We start from the raw sequence: 19395 nt of genomic DNA, 5'->3' as shown, positions 1-19395 counted from the left end.
GGAGATTCCCGCTTAGCCCATCGATGTCATAATCTGAGAAAGGCTTAATCTTGCCGCCTCGCCTGCATCCGTTACGGTTCCAGTCACCGTATTTGCGGATGTGACTACATTAATATCTCCGTTAAGGTCTACTTTGACATTATTAGTTGCACCAGCCATAGGCATACTGCGTATTCTTTCAGTTTGGGCAAGAAATTCATGAGGTGCGTTCATGTCTACATTTGGGATAATCGGCTGATTCATTCTTGCTTGAAAGTCAGAAAGTGACTGCGCAATACCTTGTGCCTTCCGATCCTGTAGCTCTTTCTCCCTGTAATTTTTAACTCTTTGAATATAATCACGAGTTTCTTTTGGCATATTTTTCATACCAAACTTACTCATATTACCAGTGCCCCAATTATATCCAGCCAACATCTTATCTATATCGCCTTTAAATTGCCTGGATAAATCACCGTACATTTTAGCTGCTGCGTCCGATGATTTATACCAATCGAAAACATCATTGCCTTTTAGCCCATATGCTTTGGCTGTTGGTGGCATGAATTGAAATGGGCCTTTAGCACCTTTCTTAGAAACCTCAAATCGATTCCCTGATGATTCAGCCATAGCAACCCCGTATAACCAACCGGCTGGCAGCCCCTCCTTCTTCTCAAGCTCCATAAAATACCCTCTCATGGCATTGAGAGCAGCCTGACCTTTTAGCTTATTGGCATTCGGGGCGACACCGTTAAGCTCATCGAGAGTCATTTCACCGCGCTGAACTTTGCGTTTGCGCCTGTCGAGATCAGGATCGCCGGTTGGAATATCGAGGGTGGTTGGGGTGATGTGGTGGCCTGTTCCCTTGCCACGATTATCTACCCACTCACCATTAACCCATCTGGCATCACCTTGTCCTATCGCAGCCATTCCCGCATATTTCCAGTTTGGAGCAGTTCTGAATCGCTGGAACCAGTCATACTCACCAAACACTGAATTAAGCACAGCATCGACATAATCAACACTCGCATATGCCGCGCCAGCAGCTAAACCAACCGCTCCGACTCTCCCTACTGCGCCTAATTTTCCGGCCTTATTACCAACCTTAGCGGCTTGTTTGCCTATCCCTTTAATGCCTCTACCCACTTTAGCGAATGCTTTTAAAATCTTACCTACCCAGCTCACAGCAATGTAGGTGGCAAAGCCCGCAAAGGCTGTTTTAAGAAGATTAAGCTCACCATTAGTATCAGTGAACCACTTACCAATCGTTGTCCCTTTGAACCATTTTTCCAGCTTCTCTAACTGTTCCATGATCCAGACAAATGACTTGTGCATTGCGCCCCAGTCAAAGAACGAATCCTTACCTTCCTTCCACCCTTTGTAGTCGTCATAGAGAAGCCATAACGCAGCAATAAAGGCAAAAATTAAGCCAGTACCAGTGATTAACGGAGCAAACAGAGCTAATACCGCTAAGGCAGCTCGTGCAACGACAGGAATTAAAATGATACCGATAACCGCAGCCATTCCCTGAAATAGGGTTATGACTGTCTCCCGATTCTTATTCAGGTAATCAAGAAATCCCGTCACCATCTGAGATAATTTCAGTAAGCGCGGTATCAGATAATTCGCCACCAGCGTTTTCAGTCCTTCCCATTGCTGGCTGAGGACGGCGTTTTGTTCCCTGAGTTTGCGGTTAAGCTCCAGTTCTTCCTTCGTGGAGATAACCAGATCCTTCTGTGCATCCAGCTTTTTCTGAATGGCTTCACGGCCTTCTAACAGGGTGTTAATCGTGCCGTCATCCATGCCCATGTTTTTAGCGATGTTATAGGCCTGTGGGCGCTCCATTTGGGACATACTGTCAGCCATATCTAACAGGATATCATCCAGACTTCTGAGCTTCCCTTGCGAGTCCACCACCCCGACACCCAGGGCATTAAAGAAAGGCAGGATAGACGCATCACCAACAGTCACTAAATCCCACAGTGACTTATTGAGGTTGGACATAGTAGCCGTCATGCCGTCCGCGCTACCTCCTGACATTTCAGCGACGTTCTGCCATTTCTTAATGGTTTCCGCACTCATGCCGAGATTCTTACTCAAGAAGTAAATCTTGTCATTGGCACTTGATATTTCACCGATGAGTTTAGTGAGGCCTGTCGAAACAAAGATAGTGGTAAACAGCCCGGCTAAGGCTTTGACTGCACCATTTATCGCCTTGTCCCAGTCCTGCGTTTTCTCTGTCGTCCCTTTGATATTATCGGAAAAATTCAAGACAACATTGGATGTGTTTTTAGCTGACTTCCCCACGTTATCGGTGGATTTAGCTAGTTTTTGGTTAGACTGTTCAAAGTCTGTGGTACTGCCTGCGGCTTCGTTCACCCCGTCAGAGAGTTTCACTACCGCAGTGGACGCACCACCAGCCTTTTTATCCAGATCATCAAGCGCTCTGGTTGCTTTGTTAGCATCACTGGCAAAGCTGTTCATATCCAGTTTGAGTGAAACAAGCAATGTATCGACGAGGGTAGCCATTTAGCTCTCCTTTGGGCGTAAAAAAACCCCGCGGTGAGCGAGGCTGGTTTTTGGTAATGCAATAAATTATTTAGATAGCACTATCGATAAAAGCACAAACATTGATGGAAATAAAAAGAAGATAGCCAATATTGAAAAGAATACTCTGCTAAATTTTGTTTTAAATATACATGCCGGAACTATAAGACCTAGCCCTATAGGAATAGTAGCGCACCAAAATAAACTAAATAGGACAATATAAGCATCAAAAAGTGAAGCTATTGTTTGCATCATTTCCTCCGTGCGTATTCTCTCATGCGTCCATTGTCATTCCCCGAAATATATCAGTAATTCCATCCGCTCACTATCACCTTAATTAGGGTAATATTTATTAGTATATTGACTAACTGGACAGCTTCACTTTATTAATCTAATTAACCATTACAAACTACGGGGATTTGACCGTCTTTAGGTAAGTTGGCTCGCCTGATATCAATCATATCGGCGACCAACTTTATAGCTTGATCAAAGGTAATCCCTTCTTCTTTTGCTAACTCCGATATTACTATTTCAATCCCGCGCACTTTTAAGCGTTCGCGTTGACTTGACCCAACTCTGCCATATTCACTGTCCGAATCACAAAGTTTTGAAAACCCCCTCACTATACTTTCAGCCAGATTTTCCAGCCTGGCTGTTTGTAATTCCTTATGCTCATTATCAATTAAATATGCTTCACGAATAGCGATTGCTTTATATGCTTCAACTGCTGCGGCTCTCACATCATCTGGTAATTTTTCAAATTTCATTATTCTTCTCCCGTTATTGGTTTAATGTGTCTGCATATTTAACCACCTCAGACGGCAGTGGTTTTGCTACTCCCCAGCAACAAAATCGATTATGATTTAATCACCCCAGCGAACAAAAAGAGAAAATAAATGGCAACGCTGAAAGAGAGACATCTTATGATTATTCGCGCACTAAATAACCCTGACAGGCCGTTACAACCTATCAGTGATGAGAAACTGAATCTTTTGGGTGACATGTTGGGCTGGGATCAAATGGCTGACGACACTCGCTATTTGATGAATATAGGGTTAGTTAACCCTGATGCCGTGGGTTTTAGCTTTGACGGTCGCTACACCTTTCGCACGGATTTTATGGCATTGACCGCAAAGGGGTTCGATTATGCCAATGTGGATACTATCGGTAGTGAATTAAATGCCGTTACCATCAAAATCCACAAAAATACCCTTGAGCAGATTGAAACTATTATTACGTCTGCCAATTTGCCTGAGTCAGAAAAGAAAACCCTTTTGCAATTAGTGAAAGAAAAAGGCGCTGAGTCCGTTGTGGGTAAATGTGTTGATACCTTATTCGCTAACGCAGGCACGGTGTCACACGTGCTCTCTGAGCTGGCAAAAAGTGTACTTTAAGCCCATAACGGGCTTTTATTCCCCCATCCGGTTACACCTACCCAGTACCGCATTCACTGGGCTAAAGGCATCACTACTACTCAAAGCCGCTATCACACCCGCTTTTTCTGTGCCAATCACATACGCAAAATTGTTGTCATCTCTGGCGACATGATAGGTCACCTCTGACGGACTTCGTGAGCCGGTTCCTAAACTGGCACTCACATAACCCCATGAGCCGGACGGCCTTGCATCAAAAGCCATACCCGGGTGCAGGTCAACACCAATGTATTTCCCGTCCTCATCCGTGCTGACATTCATCATGGCTTTCGGAAAGTAACCGGACGGAAAGCCATTGAGGTTTTGCGTATCCTTGAAGATATAGGCCGGGTACATATCACAGAAATAGTTACCATCCCGGATAGCTAACTTACCGTCCTCCCCCGTATACACACCACTGTCTGCCAATAACGTACACGGAAACAACAGTAAAGCCGCAGCGATTTTCTTGAACATCGGACACCTCACAACAAGATAACCTGTGTTAAGTATAGCGTTTTTGCCTGAATTTAAGGGTGTTTGCCTTCCATCTCTTCCTTGAGACGTTTGTTATACTCACTGGCCTGACCGATTTCTATCAGATTCATGGCAGCCTCAAGGCCGTAGACCGTGGCAAGCTCGTGATAATTGGCATAACCCGCGGTCACCACCTGAAAGACTACACTGGACACATTCACGGTCTCAGCCAGTACCCCGGCTTTCAGCGGCAGCCCGGCCTTTAGCTGTTCAAGTCTGAGCCACCGCCTTGTGTGAAAAAATCGATATGAATTGCCAGCGCTTCCTTACGCAACAAGAACAGGGTTTTCACATCCCGAATATCGGCATTAAATTCAATGGCACGGGCATTGCCGCCAGACGGGACGATTTGCACACAGTCCAACAGTTCATTCAGCAGCGGAATACCGTCTTCTGCCCGAATGTTCGCCAGTGCCTTGATCGCCACATGCGCCATCGCCATCATGCCCATTTCAGGCCGGATATCACCAATATCCACCCCGCCATTAGCAATGGTAAACAGGGCGCGCATCGCCCAGTCATCGGCTTTCACTATTGGCATTTCCGTAATCACAAAGGTCTTACCCGCATCACGGCCTGATTCAATAGTAATGGTCTTGGAGTTTAACAGTGACATTATGCGATTTCCTCAGCGCCGTTGGTGATCATGTTGAATTTGTAGCTGGTGCCGTCCAGCAATTTTTTACCACTGGCACCCCCGGTCAGGCTGATTAAGCCCCCCGTTCCCGTGTAGCGTTTTTTGATGGAGGGCATCTCGATGATGATATCGATATAGCGTGACTCCATATTGGCGTTAAAGTCCTTGCGGATATTTTCCAGTACCTGTGTCGAGGGGCTGTTTGCCTCCAGATACAGTGTCCACGGCGTTTCGTGAGGGATGTAGCCGATAGACTGTTTACCATCGACCCCTAACCGGGTTTCCCCGATAGTCACTTCACCGAATTCCCATGCGTTATCCGCCTGAAAGCCCTGAATCGTGACGTAATCGTCATAAATGCCCTGACACCGCAACATCAACACCGCATTGGCGGAGGTGATCGTGAGGGGATTATGTCCCATTGGCATGATGGTTTACTCCTTACTGAACATTAATAGAGGGAAGCGTGACCTGCTGGACACTGCCACCGTCGGCATACCAGAGCTTCAACGGCAAAGAGCGGCGAAGTCCGCGTGTCTGTGCAGTCGCTTCACCAATGCGCAAGCACCAGCCTTCGGTTTTGATTTGGGTCGCGGCATCAAATCCCGCCTCATTGTTAATCTGTTTCTTCTGCTGCTCTGACAATGCAATCCCGCGTTGGATAGCACCAAAGTTCAGCATCTGGTCAATCGGGTCTTTGATGGCGGCACGGTGAATAGCTGCGCCGTTATCGTTGTAGGGAATGCTTTTGAAGTTCGCCAGCATGGTCATGAGCGCAAGCTGTAACTGGCTATTCAGGTAGATCTGATTGACGTAACTGTCCAGCCACTTGAACTTACCGGATATTGACCCCGGATAGGCAAAGATAAAGCGGTCATTCGCCGTACCGTAAGCTCCGTAGAAATTGAATTTCAGACGTAATAGCTCATCTGCCAGTGCCTTATCGTTGACAGAGGGTTTCAACCCTTCCTGACGGCGGAAAGCAAAGTTAGTCCGTCCGTTCAGCTCATCAAAGCTCAGGCAGGCCGGATAACCACAAACAAAAGCGCCGTGCGTGTGATCACCAAACATCAGGTGCGTGCCGCCAATATCCGACTCGATAATGGTATTAGAGATAACTTCCAGCACGACTTTCTCGCTGCTGTCGGAGTACAACACATGGAGATAACGATCACCTTGTAATGTCACCCATTTACCAATCGCTATCTTCTCGTCCGTACTGAAATTACCAAGTGCCATCACAGAGACAAAGTTACTGGTTTCTTTGGTAATCCGGGGCAGCAGTTCTTCAATGGTATCGGCATTAATACCGTCGTTTTTCTGTGCGCCTGTGTCTTCGCTCAGTCCCATATAATCGGCTAAATCCCCGGTGCCGAATCCAATCGTACCGTCGCTGCCTTTCTTTGCGCCCTCAATGGAGAAGGTACGACTGCCAGAGTCATACTTACAGACTCCCGCTTTCGCGAGTGAGGCTGAGACCGCTTCTGCCAATGCGGAATAAGACTTGATATTGTCAGGCGTGATAGTGACTACCTGACGTTTCCCGTCAATCTCCAGTGCCAACCCTTGCGGAACGTGGTTAAAATCACGGACGGGCATTTTGCTGCCCACCAGCTTAGCGGGTTGATCGCTGGTCATCATGGAAGCGATATACAGGGTTTCAGGCCGGGCAGTAGAGCCGACAAAGCCCGCAAAATACACCTGCGCCGCTTCGTACTCTTTGGACTTAATACCAAAGATATCAGCGACCTGTTCTGCATCGCCAAAGGCTTTCACGCCCAACATCGCGTTAGGTGTTTGCTTGGTAATAAACAGCGCGTTCAGTGCCAGAGGATTGCCGCCCGTGCCAACGACACCGGGCAGGACACTGACAATGTCACTTGCCGGAATAGTGTTCATAGATATTCCTTAAATAGAGTTGAGATCGAGAGAGAATGAATCAGTGTTATCCACTGAATAGGTGATTTCAGGGTTGTATTGCAATTTCACTTCAAGCATGACGCGGTTTTCGTACTGGTTCGCCTCGTTGACCAGCACCATTTTTCGCGGTGCCTCACAGTAGAGAGGCTGACATTTCTTCAGCCGGGCGGTGGTGTAACTAGACTGCCAGAGGTTCGCGACTACCCTTGCCCGAGAATCCGCCTCCTCGCCGTAAAAATCTAACTGCATGGACAGTTCAACAGAGCGTTGCGCCGTGATGGTTGAAACTTCGTGATGGTAGTAATTAGCGGTATAGTCAATATCGCGCTCAAACAGAACGTGCATCACAATACCGCTTTCAGGCACTGGCGCGTCATTCTGATACCCCTGCATCACCTCACACGAAAACAGGGCAATAAGGTACTTTCGAATCTCCGTAAAGATATCGTCATGCGTGACTGTTATTGTCGCCATAGCAGCACCTTGACCCATGTCGAGTAAGATTCAATCACCTTGGTGACATTCCACTCAGAGACTTCCTCTTCCCCGTAAGCGGCGAATTTCATCCGGTCAGACCCTTTCTGTTTGGTGCGTCGTATGGCGGAGATTTGCCCCCGGGCATAAGCGTAGATGTACTGACCTTGCTGGTTAATCACCCCTAAATGCTCCAAATCCTGCGTACTGAGACTTTGGAGCTGGATAGTGACTTCATGCTCAATGTATTCGGGGGTTTGCTTACCGGAGTCGGATGTTTTATACCCTTTATTCTCCAGCAGAACCGCACGGATATTCGGGTTAACGGTAGTAATAAGGTTGTTGGCGATAGTTCTGACATTAATCATTTCTCACCTTTTCGGGTATAAAAAAACCTCCCGAAGGAGGTTACGCTACACTTGAGTAAATTAACTTCATTTGACCTTTCACATTAAATGCCGCTGTGCATCGGGCTTCAAAATCTTTGTAATCGACACAGCTTTTTGCAATGTGAGTGATTGCCGTCATTTGTGCCGCAACAGCATCTAAAGCGTCATCTTTCAGATATTGATGAATCTTATCTTTGCTATCTCTAGCTGATTCTTTGGCTGCCTCATAGACATAATCAGGCAAAGCAATACCATAAACCCATTTGGCGGTAATTTGTCCAAACAATGCTGGACTCCCGCCAACATGCCCAAAATAAGGCAGACCGGTCATCTTGGATAACGCCTGATAATATGGCTCTTGGAAGCGTTTTTCCCACGTCGTAGCCTCCTGATAGGTTAACAGACCGATTACCTGTTCTTCTGTTAAAGTCAGGTTCTGAGCCATCAGCATATTTTTGATATGACGATCACACGCTCTGGCGAACTTGGGTGACAACCAGCGGGCAAATTCGATAACTAATTCAGGGTGGATCCAAGTACCGCCGTGGCGTCCTTTTCTTACCTCAACTAAAAGGTGAGAAATCTCACCTTTAGAATTTATTGCTTCAATATCAATCTCTTCACCAATTTCTTTGGCATACTCTTTTGTTGAATCCAACCTCAACCAATCAAGTGTTCTCTTGCCAAAGTGTTGAGCAGCAAAAGTGGCGTTCACCCAGCAATCATTGTTAAACGGAAACAATTGTTTGTCATATTCCATTGGAATTATTTTTATCATCGTAGGATACCTTTAGGTGATAGAGTCTGTTCACGCAGGAATGAGCGACCCAAGACGGTACGATGACAACCATCGCCCAACCTCAGACTCTATCCCTCAAGACTCTTGGTATTTGCGCCCGTGATAGCGCTAGAAATGAAAAAACCTCCACAAAGGAGGTCATTAGTTTGAATTTAATATCAGAGGATTATCATTCCCCGCCTTTAATGACTTCATAATCAATCGCCCGTTGCATACTGCCAGTATCCACTAGCGTCTTATCGGGCGAGGCGATCCCTTTTTTCGCTTTTCTGGCGACCGTTGCCGGGGTATTCGGAGGCGGTAATGACTGCTCGATACTGTCTTTAATATCGTCGGCCATTATCTTACCTACCGTTTCAAATGCGGCTTCAATCCCGCCCGATTCCTGTAAGCGTCCTCGGAGTTGAGCACCAAGCACCCGACCCCATTCATCAGACTGATTGGCAATGGTACTGCGCATAAAAGGACGCGGTGGAATATTGCGGGTGCCGTATTCGTTAGCCGCCGCATAAGGGGCGATAGGTTCACCGGTCTTTTCGTTAGTGGCGCCTGCCAGCACACCCGCACGAACCTCAATGGATTGCGTACCCGCAAGGAGTGCTAATGCAGCCCTGATTTTATCCCCACCTTTCATCACCATGATTCACCCCCAAGGATGATAATGTTTTACGGCTGAGTATCGCCCGCCAACCACATACTTACGGGTCGCCTGCCAGTACATTTGTCCGCACGGCGTAAGCTTAAACCACGATGCATTGGCGGCATCCGGCACGGCAAACGAAACACTGACCGAGCCTTCTGTCGCACTGGCGGCTGGGCCTGCCTGACCGTTATTCCCCCAGAGCGTCACTGTGGCAATATGACAGGTCAGCAGATACAGTAAGGTCTTGCGTTCCTGTTTGCCGTCAGGCTCATAGGGAATAGCCGAATTATCCGAGTTATCGAGCAGTAAGCAGGCCACATCAAACGCCTGCTGTAGCTGCCCTTTCGTCAGGACACCGGCAAAGCGGGGATACAACTCAAGAAAGGCGTCACTGTTAAAGGTGACAATAGCCATTAGGCGTTCTCCTTCACCGGCTCCGTGGCTGTTTTGCTAGTATCTACAGGCTCACGCCCGTGGCGCAGTTCTTTTTTCTCGCTGGCTTTGTCGTTGGCACTGGCGGCTTTTTCATCCCAGACACACAATTGGTTTTTGAAGATTTCCATCTCACCATAATGCGTCAGGATGTAATCCCACTTATCAGCGTCTACACGCGTTTCACCGAATAGACCTACGGGGAGCTTTCCTTTTTCCTGCCCAAAGAGATAAAAGGCGTTCCCTTTCAAAACCACACTGGAACCGTCCGGCATGGGAAATTCGATACCATGCGGGTGATTCAGGCGGACACTCACGGTTTTTCCTTTTGACATACTGCTTTTCTCCGACATAAAAAATGGCCTCCTGAGAGACCATCAAGTGTTGATTTATGATGTCAGGCTTAAATGCCTGTCATTTGCGCAATCGCCGCAGGGATTCGGATCACTGCACCATAAGTGGTTGCCGTGAATTTCTGCGAGAAAGAAGACAAATCAGGCACAATACGACCTGCTCGCATTTTTTCCCCGAAGCCCAATAAGCCTGTCTCCATGCCCGCGACTTTCGGGGCGATGAGCTGGATAGTCTCACCACTTGGTCCGCCCAGTTGCGGCAGACTCACCAATTTGAGATTACTGAAGTAGGTTTCCAGCATCTTCATCACAGAAACGTTAAAGTCTGTCGCATCCCCCAGCAACACGCGGGCGGAGGGTGAAATAGTTAGGATCAGCTCATCACGCTCTGACACCAGACCGCCTGTTTGGCTAACCAGCCGAGCAAACAGGTTCAGGATATCCCGGTAACGCTGTTGCGTGGTTTTATCTGCCCACTTGGTAGAGCTTTTGTCACCCACCGGGGCTGCGGCAATAGCCGGATTTAAATTCGGGTCATTCAGTACGCCGTAAATCTCGCGGTCTTTGACGCCCAGCAGATAAAACTTATTGCTATCAATATCAATAATCGTCGCGGCGGCGCGTTGCTTATCGGCAGCCAGATTGATTTTCGCCTCAGAAGCCATGTCCGCTTCCAGATCACCGTATTGGGTCACTGTCTGAAAACGGTACTGTTCACGGGTATGCCATTCGTAGTTCGTGCCGGATGTCCCGGAATGCCCGAAGTCCGAGTAAGCCGCCGTGTTACCCGTGACTTCATTCGCGCGCCACTTCATATACGGCGTTGTCCAGTCGCCGCGCTTCTCTTCACTGAACACCTCACGGGCGTTACGTATCGCAGTCAGGATCTCGATAATCGTCGGGTCAACATAGGCCAGTAATTCAGCGGGAACAGTGGAGTTTGGCGAGGTAATGAGTGCCGCATCCTGAGCCAGTCGCGATATGCTGCCGGGAGTGATCCACTGACGGGCACCGTTAAAAATAAAGCCGTATTGCTTGGCTTGTTCAAAAGAAATATTACTCATTGGGTTCTCCACACGCATGACAAATCCCACCCGATATTTCAGAGTGTCGCGTCATGCGTGAATAATGTCAGTCAGGAATCAGGCGGTCTGCCAGTTCGAGATGATGGCGAGGTTGCTGTCGGCGTCGTAGTATTTGACTATCCAGCCCGTTTTAACATACCCGTCAAGGGTCGTTTTCGCATCGGCGGTTTGAATGCTGCCGTCAGTGGTGGATGCAAAGACAGCCTGATCAATAGTCGCGTTCTGATTGCTGGGTGCGCACCAAAAGTCACCCCGTACCGCAACAGTTACATCCGTTTGATCAGGAATCTCCATCGTGCCCGGCGATATCAGATTATAGTTGTAGTACGCCAGTATGCGCTCCACAAAGCCCACCGGGGCATCTTTGCCTGCTGTGGAGGTTTTTACCTGCCTGAACGGATCTGTACCCGCAAAGACGAAATGCCCGATGGTGATATCCCCTTCTGCCCTTGGGTTACCCTGCGTATAAATCACCGGATTTTGCGTGGCCCTGTCACCGGGCACCGCCGGAGCATAGTACAGGCCGACCTGTTTTTGTAATGCCATAATAGCCTCTTAAATTTTGATGTTTTTCAAGCCTGCGAAGGGCCCTTCCAGACTACTTGGAGCGGCATCCATCACCGGATTTTGAGTAAATGGCGATGGCTTTTGCGCTGCCAGCACATCGACCATGCCCTTATACGCGCTCTTGTCGTATTTTTTGGGATCATAGCCTTTGTTTTTCAATGCATGGGCATAAATCGCTTCGGCACTGTCAAACGCCATGACATCCACTTCCCCCACCAACGAGCGGACTTTCTGCCCGGCTTCATTAAGTGCCCGGAAATGGGCTTTCGCCTGCTCAACCGCCTGATGACGAATGGTGTTGGCATCCATCGTGGTTTTGGGTTTGCGGTCCATTGCCGGTGGCTCCTTCTTGCTCTCGCCGGTATTTTCTCCGGTGGGATTATCATTCACTGGATGGGGTTTTTCCTGACCATTATCACCAACCGGCGCGGTGACTGGTTCACCTTCTGCCAGTTCATGCGCAAACTGCATCCCACTGATAAAGGTCTGCACAGCGGCTTCATCATCCGTTGCCAACCCCAGTTCCGTCATCTTTTCTTTGACGGCATCGTTGTCTATCGCAAACTCTGTCGTTTTCTGATTCTCCGTAGACTGAGCCTCATTCGGGTTATCCTGAGTGATAGGACCCTTATTTTCTGCACTGTTCGGTGCGGTATTTTCCTGTGACATTGCATGTTCCTGTAATTGAGACGGCTTGCCGTCATGTACAAAGACATCGGGGCCAGCCCGACCTTCTTTAACCAGTGCCACATGATTTCCGCGAAGATGACGCATCACGAAGTCATAGGCAACACCGTTAAACTCACCTGATGTAAAGTCAGGCTCAAAAAAATAGCCGCAACTGAGTTCCTTTAACGAGCCATCCTGAATGGCATCAATTGCCCTCCGGTCGGTTACGGTTAAGGCATTATCCAGATAAGGCGGCTCCCATATCGGCGTTGTGCCAATTGAACCCACCCGCAACTCCTTTAACGGCTGTTCAGCACTGTCCTGCTCATGACGATAAAGTAGCGGGATACCGTTAAACGTGGCCTTAGCCTTTTCCAGCTCATCGGCAGGACGGTAACCGAAATAAAGCCTGTCTGGGTCTAATTCCAGCGTCTCCCAGCCGGGAATTTCCCGCCCAACATAAGGTACGACCTGTTCTTTGGTCAGATGCGTCTGTGAAACGTGGAGATAACCGTTGGCATCAATACGTCGTCGGCTCCCCTCGTCAAAGACAACCGAGTTATTTTCTTTCGATGTAGGCATAGATTAAGTATTTCCAAATTGAGGAATAACAGGCCGGAAATCACATTTACAGTTAATCAACTCACCGGGTTGGATATGACGCTGCACGTGCGGGTCGTAACATCCCTCGCTCAACGTAAAGCGCTGCCCGTTCATGCCGATATGTGATTCACGATACGATTTGCTACCACCTGCACGGTGTATCCAAATCCCCTCGGTGATCCCCGTTGATTTACAACGCTCCCGGGCAATGGCATTGGTGGCTTTGGCGTTCTGATCACGGGCAATGGTTTTAGCTCTATTTTCTGTCAGGCGATAGCGCTGTTTCAGCTCGGCTTTCAGAAAGCCAATATCCCGACCGTTAACCACACTTTGCTGCACCAACGTTTGTACCAGTGTCAGATACTGCTCAGGAATGGAGGTAATCAGACTGACCTGCTGTTCATACAGGCTGTCTAACACATTCTGTACTGCGGGTGTGACGCGCATATTGACGGTGATACTGTCGGCTTTCAGTTTGTTTTTGACTGAATTTGACGCATAGGTATTGGCTCGGTTGACAAACCAGACCGCGATTGACTTCGCCATCTGCCCAAACTTCGTATTCCATCGCCCTTTGATAGCAAAGAGTTTTTCTGTTAACGCTTTGGCAGGTGAGGCATCACCGACAATCTCCGGTTGCTGGCGTTTGTATTCAGCAGATAGCCAATAATCAACCGAGTTCGCCATTTCCTGAATTAAGGCCTGCATCCGGCGGTAATATTCCTGTTCCAGTCCCGCGTTGGGGCGCGTAGAGCGTCCCGTTTTGGTTTTCTTCTTCCCCATAATGACCCTCCGGGATTTCATCCGCATCTATACCGAAATAGTCGCTGTCCGGATCGGCAGATAACCGCTGTCTGGCTTCTTTTTCCGAAATCACCCCGGTATCAATCAGCGAAACATCGCGGTCGGTCTTCATTTTCTGAGTTTCCGCCGCGGCTTTGGCGTCATCCTTATTCAAATCGACAAAATCGAAAGTGACGGACTGTGCCAATCGACCTAATGTGACGATTTGGAGGATATTCAGTGCCTTTTGCAGCCCGGTACGGAAGATTTTCTCTTGCTGGCTTTTCACATGATCATTGTAATTACGGATATCACTGTCCCCGGTGGCATTAAAACCACTGGGTGAGATACCTAATGATTTCACCGCCGGAGTCCGGTTTATTACGACAATCAATTCCAACATCTGGCGAACAATATCAGTCACACCCGACAGCGGCGTTTCCAGCTTCACAATGTCTTCCATTTCCTTATCAATCGCCAAAATACCATCATTGGAACGATGCTGGGCCAGATACGCCAATCGAGCATCCAATCCTTTAGTGGCATTAGGGTTAGTCAGAATGTCTTCCATATTGGTTTTTAGCGCCGTGAGCGAGAATTTCTCCAGTAACCGCGCGGCGGAGGTTCGGCTGTCCTGAAAGTGGATCACATAGTCATACAGCAACTGCGCCTGTGGCATGCCCATAAAGTTATAACTGGGCTTGAGCAATATCGGTACTTCATTACCACAGATGCGGATGAGTCGTGAGGCATGAACCTCTTTCCCTAATACCCACCATGTATCCGGGCTGAAATAGCGAGGACTGAGCGGATCGGTGCTCTCATATCTGCCGGGAAAAATATTAATCGGCTCCACCAGCACAAAGCGTTTAAAGTTTTTCAGCTCTGCTGATTTTTCTGAGATATCCAGCGGCACCAACAATTGGGTGTCAGATGCACCGGTATCAATGAATATCAGGCAACCACCAAAGTAACCGTTAAACTCTGCGGCCTTGTGAAAGACGTCTTTGACCTTGAAATCAATCAAGGCATCTTCAATGGCCTTCTTGTCTTCACTGCTGTCAACCTGACCGTCAATCTCCACGGCTTTGATCTCTATCCATTCCCGCGTCATATCATCAACGACGGTTTCAATGCACGCCCGAATTAGCCCATTCTGGGTTAATGATGACAGTGCGGCATAGCCCATAAAGGACGGGCCCATCGCATAACCTTGACCATGTTCCCATGCATGCTGAATAAGTGTGTATGCGCCTGATGCACTGAGAGCGCTATCCATTGCCAGCGCCGCTGCTTTGGGTGCGCCTAATGTTTTTGCCGGACCATAAATGTCTTTAACTTCTTCATAAGTGAGGATGTACTGCCCTGACTCCAGCTTTTCTGCCAGGGTTTGAGACAATGCCAATCTCCGCCGAGGCTTTATCGCCTGACGTTTTTGTTTTCTTGCCATAATAATATTTACCGACGCATAGTGCGTGAATGGCGCAGAGCCTGATTAACGATGTCCGGGTTCATACTGAAACCCCGTTTTTTCTGATACAAATCGCGCAGGGCCTGAGTCATGGCATCCACGACATCATCATGCGCCCCCACGGGGAAGGTCGTAATTTCATCCACCGTTTCAGTGATCCACGGTGCGATGTCTTTATGAGGTAAAAAGATGTTCCCGGCTTCCCACTCAGCAGTAACGGCATGAGCGCGAGCGACTTTGCTGCCGTCCGGCTCAACCGGTATCAATCCTGAGACGGTGCTTTTGAGCGAATCAATGACCGCAGGGCCATTGGCTTTATCTTCCACCAGCTTACGACGACCTTCGGGAAATTTATCCGCCAGCTTTTTTACTGCCTTAAGGGTGGCAGTAAAACTCATGCGTTCACGCACCTGATGTAGCAAATAGGCATTAGCGCCTTTCTTGCCCCAAACCTGACCAACAACATAGTCTGTGCCTTCACTGTCTTTAAAGGTCATATCCCAGCTATGAATAACTTTATCGAACTTCTCCGGGAGATCTTTCGGTAGATAGTAGTTCACCCAGTCTTCTTTGAAAATCGTACCACCCGATGGCTTCGGTGATTGTTGATACATAGCTGACCAGAAGTAATCACCAAACAACGCCTTCTTTTCCAATAAAGAATCAATCGGGTGAAGTTCAGGCACCAATGCCTCACCGTGATCATTAATGGCAGGGAACGCCAGCACCCTTGCTTTTGAACTGGATTCAATGACCTTGCCGGATAAGTCATCTGTCGCCCAACGAGTCGCCATAATGATCTCCCCGCTGTTTTTTGACAGACGGGTTTTGAAAGTGGAGACGTACCAGTTCCAAATGGCATTTTTCGTTGTTGGGCTTAAGGCTTCTTTGGCGTTTTTAATCGGATCGTCAATAATACCTAAATCAACGCGCTTTCCCGTTAATGGCCCGCCAACCCCTTGACTGATATAAACCCCTTTTCTACCGACAATTTCGAATGTTTCTGAATTGCGTTTAGCCTCTCTTTCAATCGTTACGACGCGGCGCACATTCAGTGCTGATGCTGGAAATAAACGAATGTACTCTTCACTCATCATAATGCTTTGTACGTCACGGTTCATATCAGAGGCCAAGTCTTTACCGTAGGACAGCCCGGCAACCCGTAAATCTGGGTATTTACCAAAAAAGTAAGCTGGCAGGTAACGTGAAACAATTTCTGATTTACCATGCTGTGGCGGCGCACCCAGTATCAATATCGGGCGTTGTCCGTTCATCATATCCAGCAGGAATTCATCTAAGGCTTCACAAACCTGACGTGAAAAATTACTGGTAATATATTCAGGATTTATGTACTGGATGAACTCATGCAGACTACGCCGGGCAATCTCTCTTTCGATAGCCTCATCCAGCATTGCATTATCGATATCCATGTCAGTGCCCAAAGTGAGAAAAATACGCGGTTCGCGCCAAAATCACGGTGAAATGATTTTCACGTTTTTGATAACAAATCAGTAACAAATAAAAGCCCAAAAATCAGGCAGAAGAGTGAAACTTTTACCCGTTTAAGGTGACATTTTGATTGAGTTGGAAAGTGGCGATTCCTGAAATGTCCATTATGTTAAATAGAGCTATTTTTCACGATTTTTTCTCAATGCCTGCAATTGCTCAAAAGTCAGGTGACTGAGGTCAATATTATTCGGGGTCATCGAGCCATCACTCGACTTGTGATCAATTTCCTGCTTCACCAGTTCGCCATACTTCTTGGGGGCAACTTTTGTAATGAACCACTTGCGCGTATCAACCCGTAATTTTGCTTTCGCCACTTCCGCCGGGTCAGCGATACAATCGTCAGCAATCTCCAACGTTTCTTCAATTAAAGTTTCCGCCTGAACCTCGCGTGCGTGCGCGTATTGGTCGCAAAAAGCTTGATGTTCACGCAGCCAGCGAAAGATTGTTGATTTATTTGGCATGCCCGGACGTTTACAGATGCTTCTTAAACTTTCACCGTCGGCAAGCAATGCGCATATATCATCCGCCACCTCCGGTAGATAATCAGAGGGGCGACCAACTTTGTTTTTAGCCGCCATTTTCTTTCCTTATTCAGTCACTGCGTAAGACTTGATACCGTTCACTCGATTGAGAGGAATGGTGATAGAGTCAACCCCGTTGATGTTCTGGGATACGGTTAAATAGCCATTATTGCGTGGATTGAATGGTACTTCGTATTGGCTATAACCAGTGATAGTTTCACTTTCTGTGAATATTTCAATTTTCCACCACTTGATGAATCTTGGCCTAATTGAATTAGGCTGTTTATGCTCAGACATATTTACCTCTCTTTGATTGAATTCAGAACAAACAACTGGCTCGGTTTGTATCTTGATAAACACTTCCGCTGATAGTCTGCCGTGTCTCGATTAAATCAGCGCAGGATCGGCACTGCGCACAAATTCACGAAGCAATGCCTTAACCTGCCGGACATTACCGCGACCACTTACTTTCAAACATGATGTATTGCCTGCGCGCTTATAAATGGCAACTACGCTTCCAATAGCCATTGTGATTACTGAGTAGTCACCTGCCTTTTGAGTTTCGATAAGGACTTTTTTCATATTTACCTCATTCAGAACAAACGACTAGACGTGAATTGAATTTATGGTTAAACGCCGGTGATTTAATTAACCCCACCCGCCCAAAACTTACACAAAACTCTATCAAGCACCCGTTTTAGGATGCTTTGTGGAATCAGATGGATAAAATGAATATCGCGGTACATTCGATTGATTTTTGACTTCTTCTCATTCTTCTTTTTGTCTTTTCTACTAGTCTTTTTGGTTCTACTTGATACCAAGGATCTGGTTTTGGAATGAGAAATTTTGGAGTGGTAGTATCTTTATGAAATTCCTTACGAAATCGAATAGCGTTACTTTCGTAATCTCTAGAAGCCTTTTCTGGTGAGTCATATACACCGATAACAATTATCTTATTGTTATGTTTAATTTGAGCTTTCCATTTTTGAGTTTGCCGACATTGACTTACTCCCTTATAGCCACTCGTATTATTTGTGGCAATTGAACGATTCCATGAGTTCTGTTGCCTAGTCGCTTCCCGTAAATTTTCTATTCGGTTATCTTTGGTGTCTCCGTTGATATGATCGATATCATGCTTAGGCATTGTTCCATGCACATACAACCACGCCAAACGATGAACAAGATATGATTTACCTGAAACATTCAAGGTTGCATATTTCTTTCCATAATATCCAACGGACTTACCAATAGAACCATTACCTCTTCGTTTGTAGAAGATGCCTATTTGCGGGTCATAAAAATACCTTGACAGCAATTCACTATGTGAAATTGAGTTCATAGGGTTTAGTTCCTTTTAGTGATAAACCTTGCGCTCAGGAATCACCAGCCCAAAGAGGGTTAACCAGACCACTACTGGTATTCCTCAAGGCTTATCCTGAAAGGTTCTTTGGTATTTTTGCTTCGAGCGAGAAGCGGTGAAATTCAGATACAAAAAAGCCACCACGGGATGTGATGGCTTGGTAACTATTACTCAGGGATATTAGAGATACTTAAATTTGATGAATAATTATTCTTTATTTGCTGTGATACTGATCAAATCAATGAAATCTTGACACATTTCAAGCTTGTGCCCGTGATCATCCACAAAGTTATACTTCTTAAAGTACTCCAGTATCTCCTCGGGACTTTTCCCGTATATAGGAGATTGAGAAATTGAATCGAGTTCCTGTTTCATCTTCAAACCTTCTTTCTGTAGGTTATGAACCAACTACACTGACATTGGAAATTGGCTTCCATGACGGTGGAGTGTATCAATACTATGCTGTTCCTTCTCGTGTGTACCAAGGATTGATGAATGCATCATCCAAAGGAAAGTACTTTCATCAGTACATTAGGAACAGCTATCAATATAAAAAGATAATATAAATAATTCAGCGGGGTTAATTGCCTCGCTGTTTCACCCACACTGCGTCCTAACATACTCTTGCAATCCCAGAATCATCTGTTCTCAGGCAGCTATTCAGAATGTAGTTGGTTGAGCCACGGCACGAACCCAGCACATAATCCC

At 47.0% G+C, this 19395-nt stretch carries 25 protein-coding genes; 2 read left to right on the top strand and 23 right to left on the bottom strand.

What is annotated here, in order from left to right:
* Positions 1-12 precede the first annotated feature (12 nt).
* Together AACX68_RS15050 and AACX68_RS15045 are read right to left on the bottom strand one after the other, a co-directional pair.
* Positions 13-2505: a transglycosylase SLT domain-containing protein gene (locus AACX68_RS15050; protein WP_228859677.1), complete on the bottom strand. Its 2493-nt coding sequence runs from the start codon at positions 2503-2505 to the stop codon at positions 13-15.
* A 413-nt stretch (positions 2506-2918) separates the two neighbouring features.
* Positions 2919-3290 carry a hypothetical protein gene (locus AACX68_RS15045; protein WP_228859676.1) on the bottom strand — a complete coding sequence of 124 codons (372 nt, stop codon included), beginning with the start codon at positions 3288-3290 and terminating at the stop codon, positions 2919-2921.
* A 156-nt stretch (positions 3291-3446) separates the two neighbouring features.
* Here AACX68_RS15045 and AACX68_RS15040 point away from each other — a divergent pair, with 156 nt between their 5' ends.
* Positions 3447-3917 (top strand): hypothetical protein, encoded by a 471-nt coding sequence (locus AACX68_RS15040; RefSeq protein WP_228859675.1) that lies wholly within the window; start codon positions 3447-3449, stop codon positions 3915-3917.
* A gap of 15 nt (positions 3918-3932) precedes the next feature.
* On the opposite strand, the gene AACX68_RS15035 is transcribed toward AACX68_RS15040, so the two are convergent.
* The 21 genes from AACX68_RS15035 to AACX68_RS14935 all read right to left on the bottom strand — a co-directional run bounded on the left by AACX68_RS15035 (position 3933) and on the right by AACX68_RS14935 (position 18666).
* Positions 3933-4412, bottom strand: a complete 480-nt coding sequence (locus tag AACX68_RS15035; protein WP_228859674.1) for a hypothetical protein — start codon at positions 4410-4412, stop codon at positions 3933-3935.
* A gap of 53 nt (positions 4413-4465) precedes the next feature.
* Positions 4466-4627 (bottom strand): hypothetical protein, encoded by a 162-nt coding sequence (locus tag AACX68_RS15030; RefSeq protein WP_228859673.1) that lies wholly within the window; start codon positions 4625-4627, stop codon positions 4466-4468.
* A 47-nt stretch (positions 4628-4674) separates the two neighbouring features.
* Positions 4675-5088, bottom strand: a complete 414-nt coding sequence (locus tag AACX68_RS15025) for a hypothetical protein (protein WP_228859672.1) — start codon at positions 5086-5088, stop codon at positions 4675-4677.
* Positions 5088-5537: a phage tail fiber protein gene (locus AACX68_RS15020; RefSeq protein ID WP_228859671.1), complete on the bottom strand. Its 450-nt coding sequence runs from the start codon at positions 5535-5537 to the stop codon at positions 5088-5090. The genes AACX68_RS15025 and AACX68_RS15020 overlap by 1 nt, the downstream gene beginning before the upstream one ends.
* Positions 5538-5550: 13 nt before the next feature.
* Entirely contained in the window at positions 5551-7008 is a 1458-nt protein-coding gene (locus AACX68_RS15015; RefSeq protein WP_228859670.1) for a DUF3383 domain-containing protein, read from the bottom strand.
* Between the two features lie 9 nt (positions 7009-7017).
* The gene (locus AACX68_RS15010; RefSeq protein ID WP_228859669.1) at positions 7018-7503 is read right to left on the bottom strand and encodes a phage neck terminator protein; all 486 of its coding nucleotides are present in this window, start codon (positions 7501-7503) and stop codon (positions 7018-7020) included.
* The gene (locus AACX68_RS15005; RefSeq protein WP_228859668.1) at positions 7491-7871 is read right to left on the bottom strand and encodes a hypothetical protein; all 381 of its coding nucleotides are present in this window, start codon (positions 7869-7871) and stop codon (positions 7491-7493) included. The genes AACX68_RS15010 and AACX68_RS15005 overlap by 13 nt, the downstream gene beginning before the upstream one ends.
* Before the next feature lie 40 nt (positions 7872-7911).
* Positions 7912-8670: a KilA-N domain-containing protein gene (locus AACX68_RS15000; RefSeq protein WP_228859667.1), complete on the bottom strand. Its 759-nt coding sequence runs from the start codon at positions 8668-8670 to the stop codon at positions 7912-7914.
* Between the two features lie 190 nt (positions 8671-8860).
* Positions 8861-9331, bottom strand: coding sequence for a hypothetical protein (locus AACX68_RS14995; protein WP_228859666.1), 471 nt, complete (start codon positions 9329-9331; stop codon positions 8861-8863).
* Positions 9332-9334: 3 nt separating this feature from the next.
* Positions 9335-9748: a DUF4054 domain-containing protein gene (locus tag AACX68_RS14990; protein WP_228859665.1), complete on the bottom strand. Its 414-nt coding sequence runs from the start codon at positions 9746-9748 to the stop codon at positions 9335-9337.
* Entirely contained in the window at positions 9748-10119 is a 372-nt protein-coding gene (locus AACX68_RS14985) for a hypothetical protein (RefSeq protein ID WP_228859664.1), read from the bottom strand. The genes AACX68_RS14990 and AACX68_RS14985 overlap by 1 nt, the downstream gene beginning before the upstream one ends.
* A gap of 50 nt (positions 10120-10169) precedes the next feature.
* Positions 10170-11183, bottom strand: a complete 1014-nt coding sequence (locus tag AACX68_RS14980; RefSeq protein WP_228859663.1) for a major capsid family protein — start codon at positions 11181-11183, stop codon at positions 10170-10172.
* A 78-nt stretch (positions 11184-11261) separates the two neighbouring features.
* Complete coding sequence (locus tag AACX68_RS14975) at positions 11262-11750, bottom strand: structural cement protein Gp24 (RefSeq protein ID WP_228859662.1); 489 nt, start codon at positions 11748-11750, stop codon at positions 11262-11264.
* A gap of 9 nt (positions 11751-11759) precedes the next feature.
* Positions 11760-13022, bottom strand: coding sequence for a DUF2213 domain-containing protein (locus tag AACX68_RS14970; protein ID WP_228859661.1), 1263 nt, complete (start codon positions 13020-13022; stop codon positions 11760-11762).
* A 3-nt stretch (positions 13023-13025) separates the two neighbouring features.
* A complete protein-coding gene (locus tag AACX68_RS14965) occupies positions 13026-13751 on the bottom strand; it encodes a phage head morphogenesis protein (RefSeq protein ID WP_339389356.1) in 726 nt (241 codons plus the stop codon).
* A complete protein-coding gene (locus tag AACX68_RS14960) occupies positions 13714-15276 on the bottom strand; it encodes a DUF1073 domain-containing protein (RefSeq protein WP_228859659.1) in 1563 nt (520 codons plus the stop codon). Before AACX68_RS14960 ends, AACX68_RS14965 begins: the two co-directional genes overlap by 38 nt.
* Before the next feature lie 8 nt (positions 15277-15284).
* On the bottom strand, positions 15285-16727 hold the full coding sequence (gene terL / locus AACX68_RS14955; RefSeq protein WP_228859658.1) for a phage terminase large subunit: 1443 nt from the start codon (positions 16725-16727) through the stop codon (positions 15285-15287).
* A gap of 198 nt (positions 16728-16925) precedes the next feature.
* Positions 16926-17384 carry a terminase small subunit-like protein gene (locus AACX68_RS14950; protein ID WP_228859657.1) on the bottom strand — a complete coding sequence of 153 codons (459 nt, stop codon included), beginning with the start codon at positions 17382-17384 and terminating at the stop codon, positions 16926-16928.
* A gap of 9 nt (positions 17385-17393) precedes the next feature.
* The gene (locus tag AACX68_RS14945) at positions 17394-17624 is read right to left on the bottom strand and encodes a hypothetical protein (protein ID WP_228859656.1); all 231 of its coding nucleotides are present in this window, start codon (positions 17622-17624) and stop codon (positions 17394-17396) included.
* Between the two features lie 90 nt (positions 17625-17714).
* Complete coding sequence (locus tag AACX68_RS14940; RefSeq protein WP_047680905.1) at positions 17715-17909, bottom strand: hypothetical protein; 195 nt, start codon at positions 17907-17909, stop codon at positions 17715-17717.
* 133 nt (positions 17910-18042) lie between these two features.
* A complete protein-coding gene (locus AACX68_RS14935; protein ID WP_228859655.1) occupies positions 18043-18666 on the bottom strand; it encodes an HNH endonuclease in 624 nt (207 codons plus the stop codon).
* Positions 18667-19040: 374 nt separating this feature from the next.
* Between AACX68_RS14935 and AACX68_RS14930 the strand changes: the two genes are divergently transcribed.
* Positions 19041-19253 carry a KTSC domain-containing protein gene (locus tag AACX68_RS14930; RefSeq protein WP_339389355.1) on the top strand — a complete coding sequence of 71 codons (213 nt, stop codon included), beginning with the start codon at positions 19041-19043 and terminating at the stop codon, positions 19251-19253.
* The last annotated feature ends 142 nt before the right edge of the window (positions 19254-19395 follow it).

Source organism: Xenorhabdus sp. PB61.4 (assembly GCF_963894935.1).
GTDB classification, from domain to species: Bacteria; Pseudomonadota; Gammaproteobacteria; order Enterobacterales; family Enterobacteriaceae; genus Xenorhabdus; species Xenorhabdus stockiae.
This window is presented reverse-complemented; position numbering and strand designations above follow the sequence as displayed.

What these genes read in the sequence shown, in the direction of transcription:
- AACX68_RS15050 (WP_228859677.1), bottom strand. Translation starts at nt 2,505, where the DNA reads ATGGCTACCCTCGTCGATACATTGCTTGTTTCACTCAAACTGGATATG.
- AACX68_RS15045 (WP_228859676.1), bottom strand. Translation starts at nt 3,290, where the DNA reads ATGAAATTTGAAAAATTACCAGATGATGTGAGAGCCGCAGCAGTTGAA.
- AACX68_RS15040 (WP_228859675.1), top strand. Translation starts at nt 3,447, where the DNA reads ATGATTATTCGCGCACTAAATAACCCTGACAGGCCGTTACAACCTATC.
- AACX68_RS15035 (WP_228859674.1), bottom strand. Translation starts at nt 4,412, where the DNA reads ATGTTCAAGAAAATCGCTGCGGCTTTACTGTTGTTTCCGTGTACGTTA.
- AACX68_RS15025 (WP_228859672.1), bottom strand. Translation starts at nt 5,088, where the DNA reads ATGTCACTGTTAAACTCCAAGACCATTACTATTGAATCAGGCCGTGAT.
- AACX68_RS15020 (WP_228859671.1), bottom strand. Translation starts at nt 5,537, where the DNA reads ATGCCAATGGGACATAATCCCCTCACGATCACCTCCGCCAATGCGGTG.
- AACX68_RS15015 (WP_228859670.1), bottom strand. Translation starts at nt 7,008, where the DNA reads ATGAACACTATTCCGGCAAGTGACATTGTCAGTGTCCTGCCCGGTGTC.
- AACX68_RS15010 (WP_228859669.1), bottom strand. Translation starts at nt 7,503, where the DNA reads ATGGCGACAATAACAGTCACGCATGACGATATCTTTACGGAGATTCGA.
- AACX68_RS15005 (WP_228859668.1), bottom strand. Translation starts at nt 7,871, where the DNA reads ATGATTAATGTCAGAACTATCGCCAACAACCTTATTACTACCGTTAAC.
- AACX68_RS15000 (WP_228859667.1), bottom strand. Translation starts at nt 8,670, where the DNA reads ATGATAAAAATAATTCCAATGGAATATGACAAACAATTGTTTCCGTTT.
- AACX68_RS14995 (WP_228859666.1), bottom strand. Translation starts at nt 9,331, where the DNA reads ATGGTGATGAAAGGTGGGGATAAAATCAGGGCTGCATTAGCACTCCTT.
- AACX68_RS14990 (WP_228859665.1), bottom strand. Translation starts at nt 9,748, where the DNA reads ATGGCTATTGTCACCTTTAACAGTGACGCCTTTCTTGAGTTGTATCCC.
- AACX68_RS14985 (WP_228859664.1), bottom strand. Translation starts at nt 10,119, where the DNA reads ATGTCGGAGAAAAGCAGTATGTCAAAAGGAAAAACCGTGAGTGTCCGC.
- AACX68_RS14980 (WP_228859663.1), bottom strand. Translation starts at nt 11,183, where the DNA reads ATGAGTAATATTTCTTTTGAACAAGCCAAGCAATACGGCTTTATTTTT.
- AACX68_RS14975 (WP_228859662.1), bottom strand. Translation starts at nt 11,750, where the DNA reads ATGGCATTACAAAAACAGGTCGGCCTGTACTATGCTCCGGCGGTGCCC.
- AACX68_RS14970 (WP_228859661.1), bottom strand. Translation starts at nt 13,022, where the DNA reads ATGCCTACATCGAAAGAAAATAACTCGGTTGTCTTTGACGAGGGGAGC.
- AACX68_RS14965 (WP_339389356.1), bottom strand. Translation starts at nt 13,751, where the DNA reads ATGCAGGCCTTAATTCAGGAAATGGCGAACTCGGTTGATTATTGGCTA.
- AACX68_RS14960 (WP_228859659.1), bottom strand. Translation starts at nt 15,276, where the DNA reads ATGGCAAGAAAACAAAAACGTCAGGCGATAAAGCCTCGGCGGAGATTG.
- terL (WP_228859658.1), bottom strand. Translation starts at nt 16,727, where the DNA reads ATGGATATCGATAATGCAATGCTGGATGAGGCTATCGAAAGAGAGATT.
- AACX68_RS14950 (WP_228859657.1), bottom strand. Translation starts at nt 17,384, where the DNA reads ATGGCGGCTAAAAACAAAGTTGGTCGCCCCTCTGATTATCTACCGGAG.
- AACX68_RS14945 (WP_228859656.1), bottom strand. Translation starts at nt 17,624, where the DNA reads ATGTCTGAGCATAAACAGCCTAATTCAATTAGGCCAAGATTCATCAAG.
- AACX68_RS14940 (WP_047680905.1), bottom strand. Translation starts at nt 17,909, where the DNA reads ATGAAAAAAGTCCTTATCGAAACTCAAAAGGCAGGTGACTACTCAGTA.
- AACX68_RS14935 (WP_228859655.1), bottom strand. Translation starts at nt 18,666, where the DNA reads ATGAACTCAATTTCACATAGTGAATTGCTGTCAAGGTATTTTTATGAC.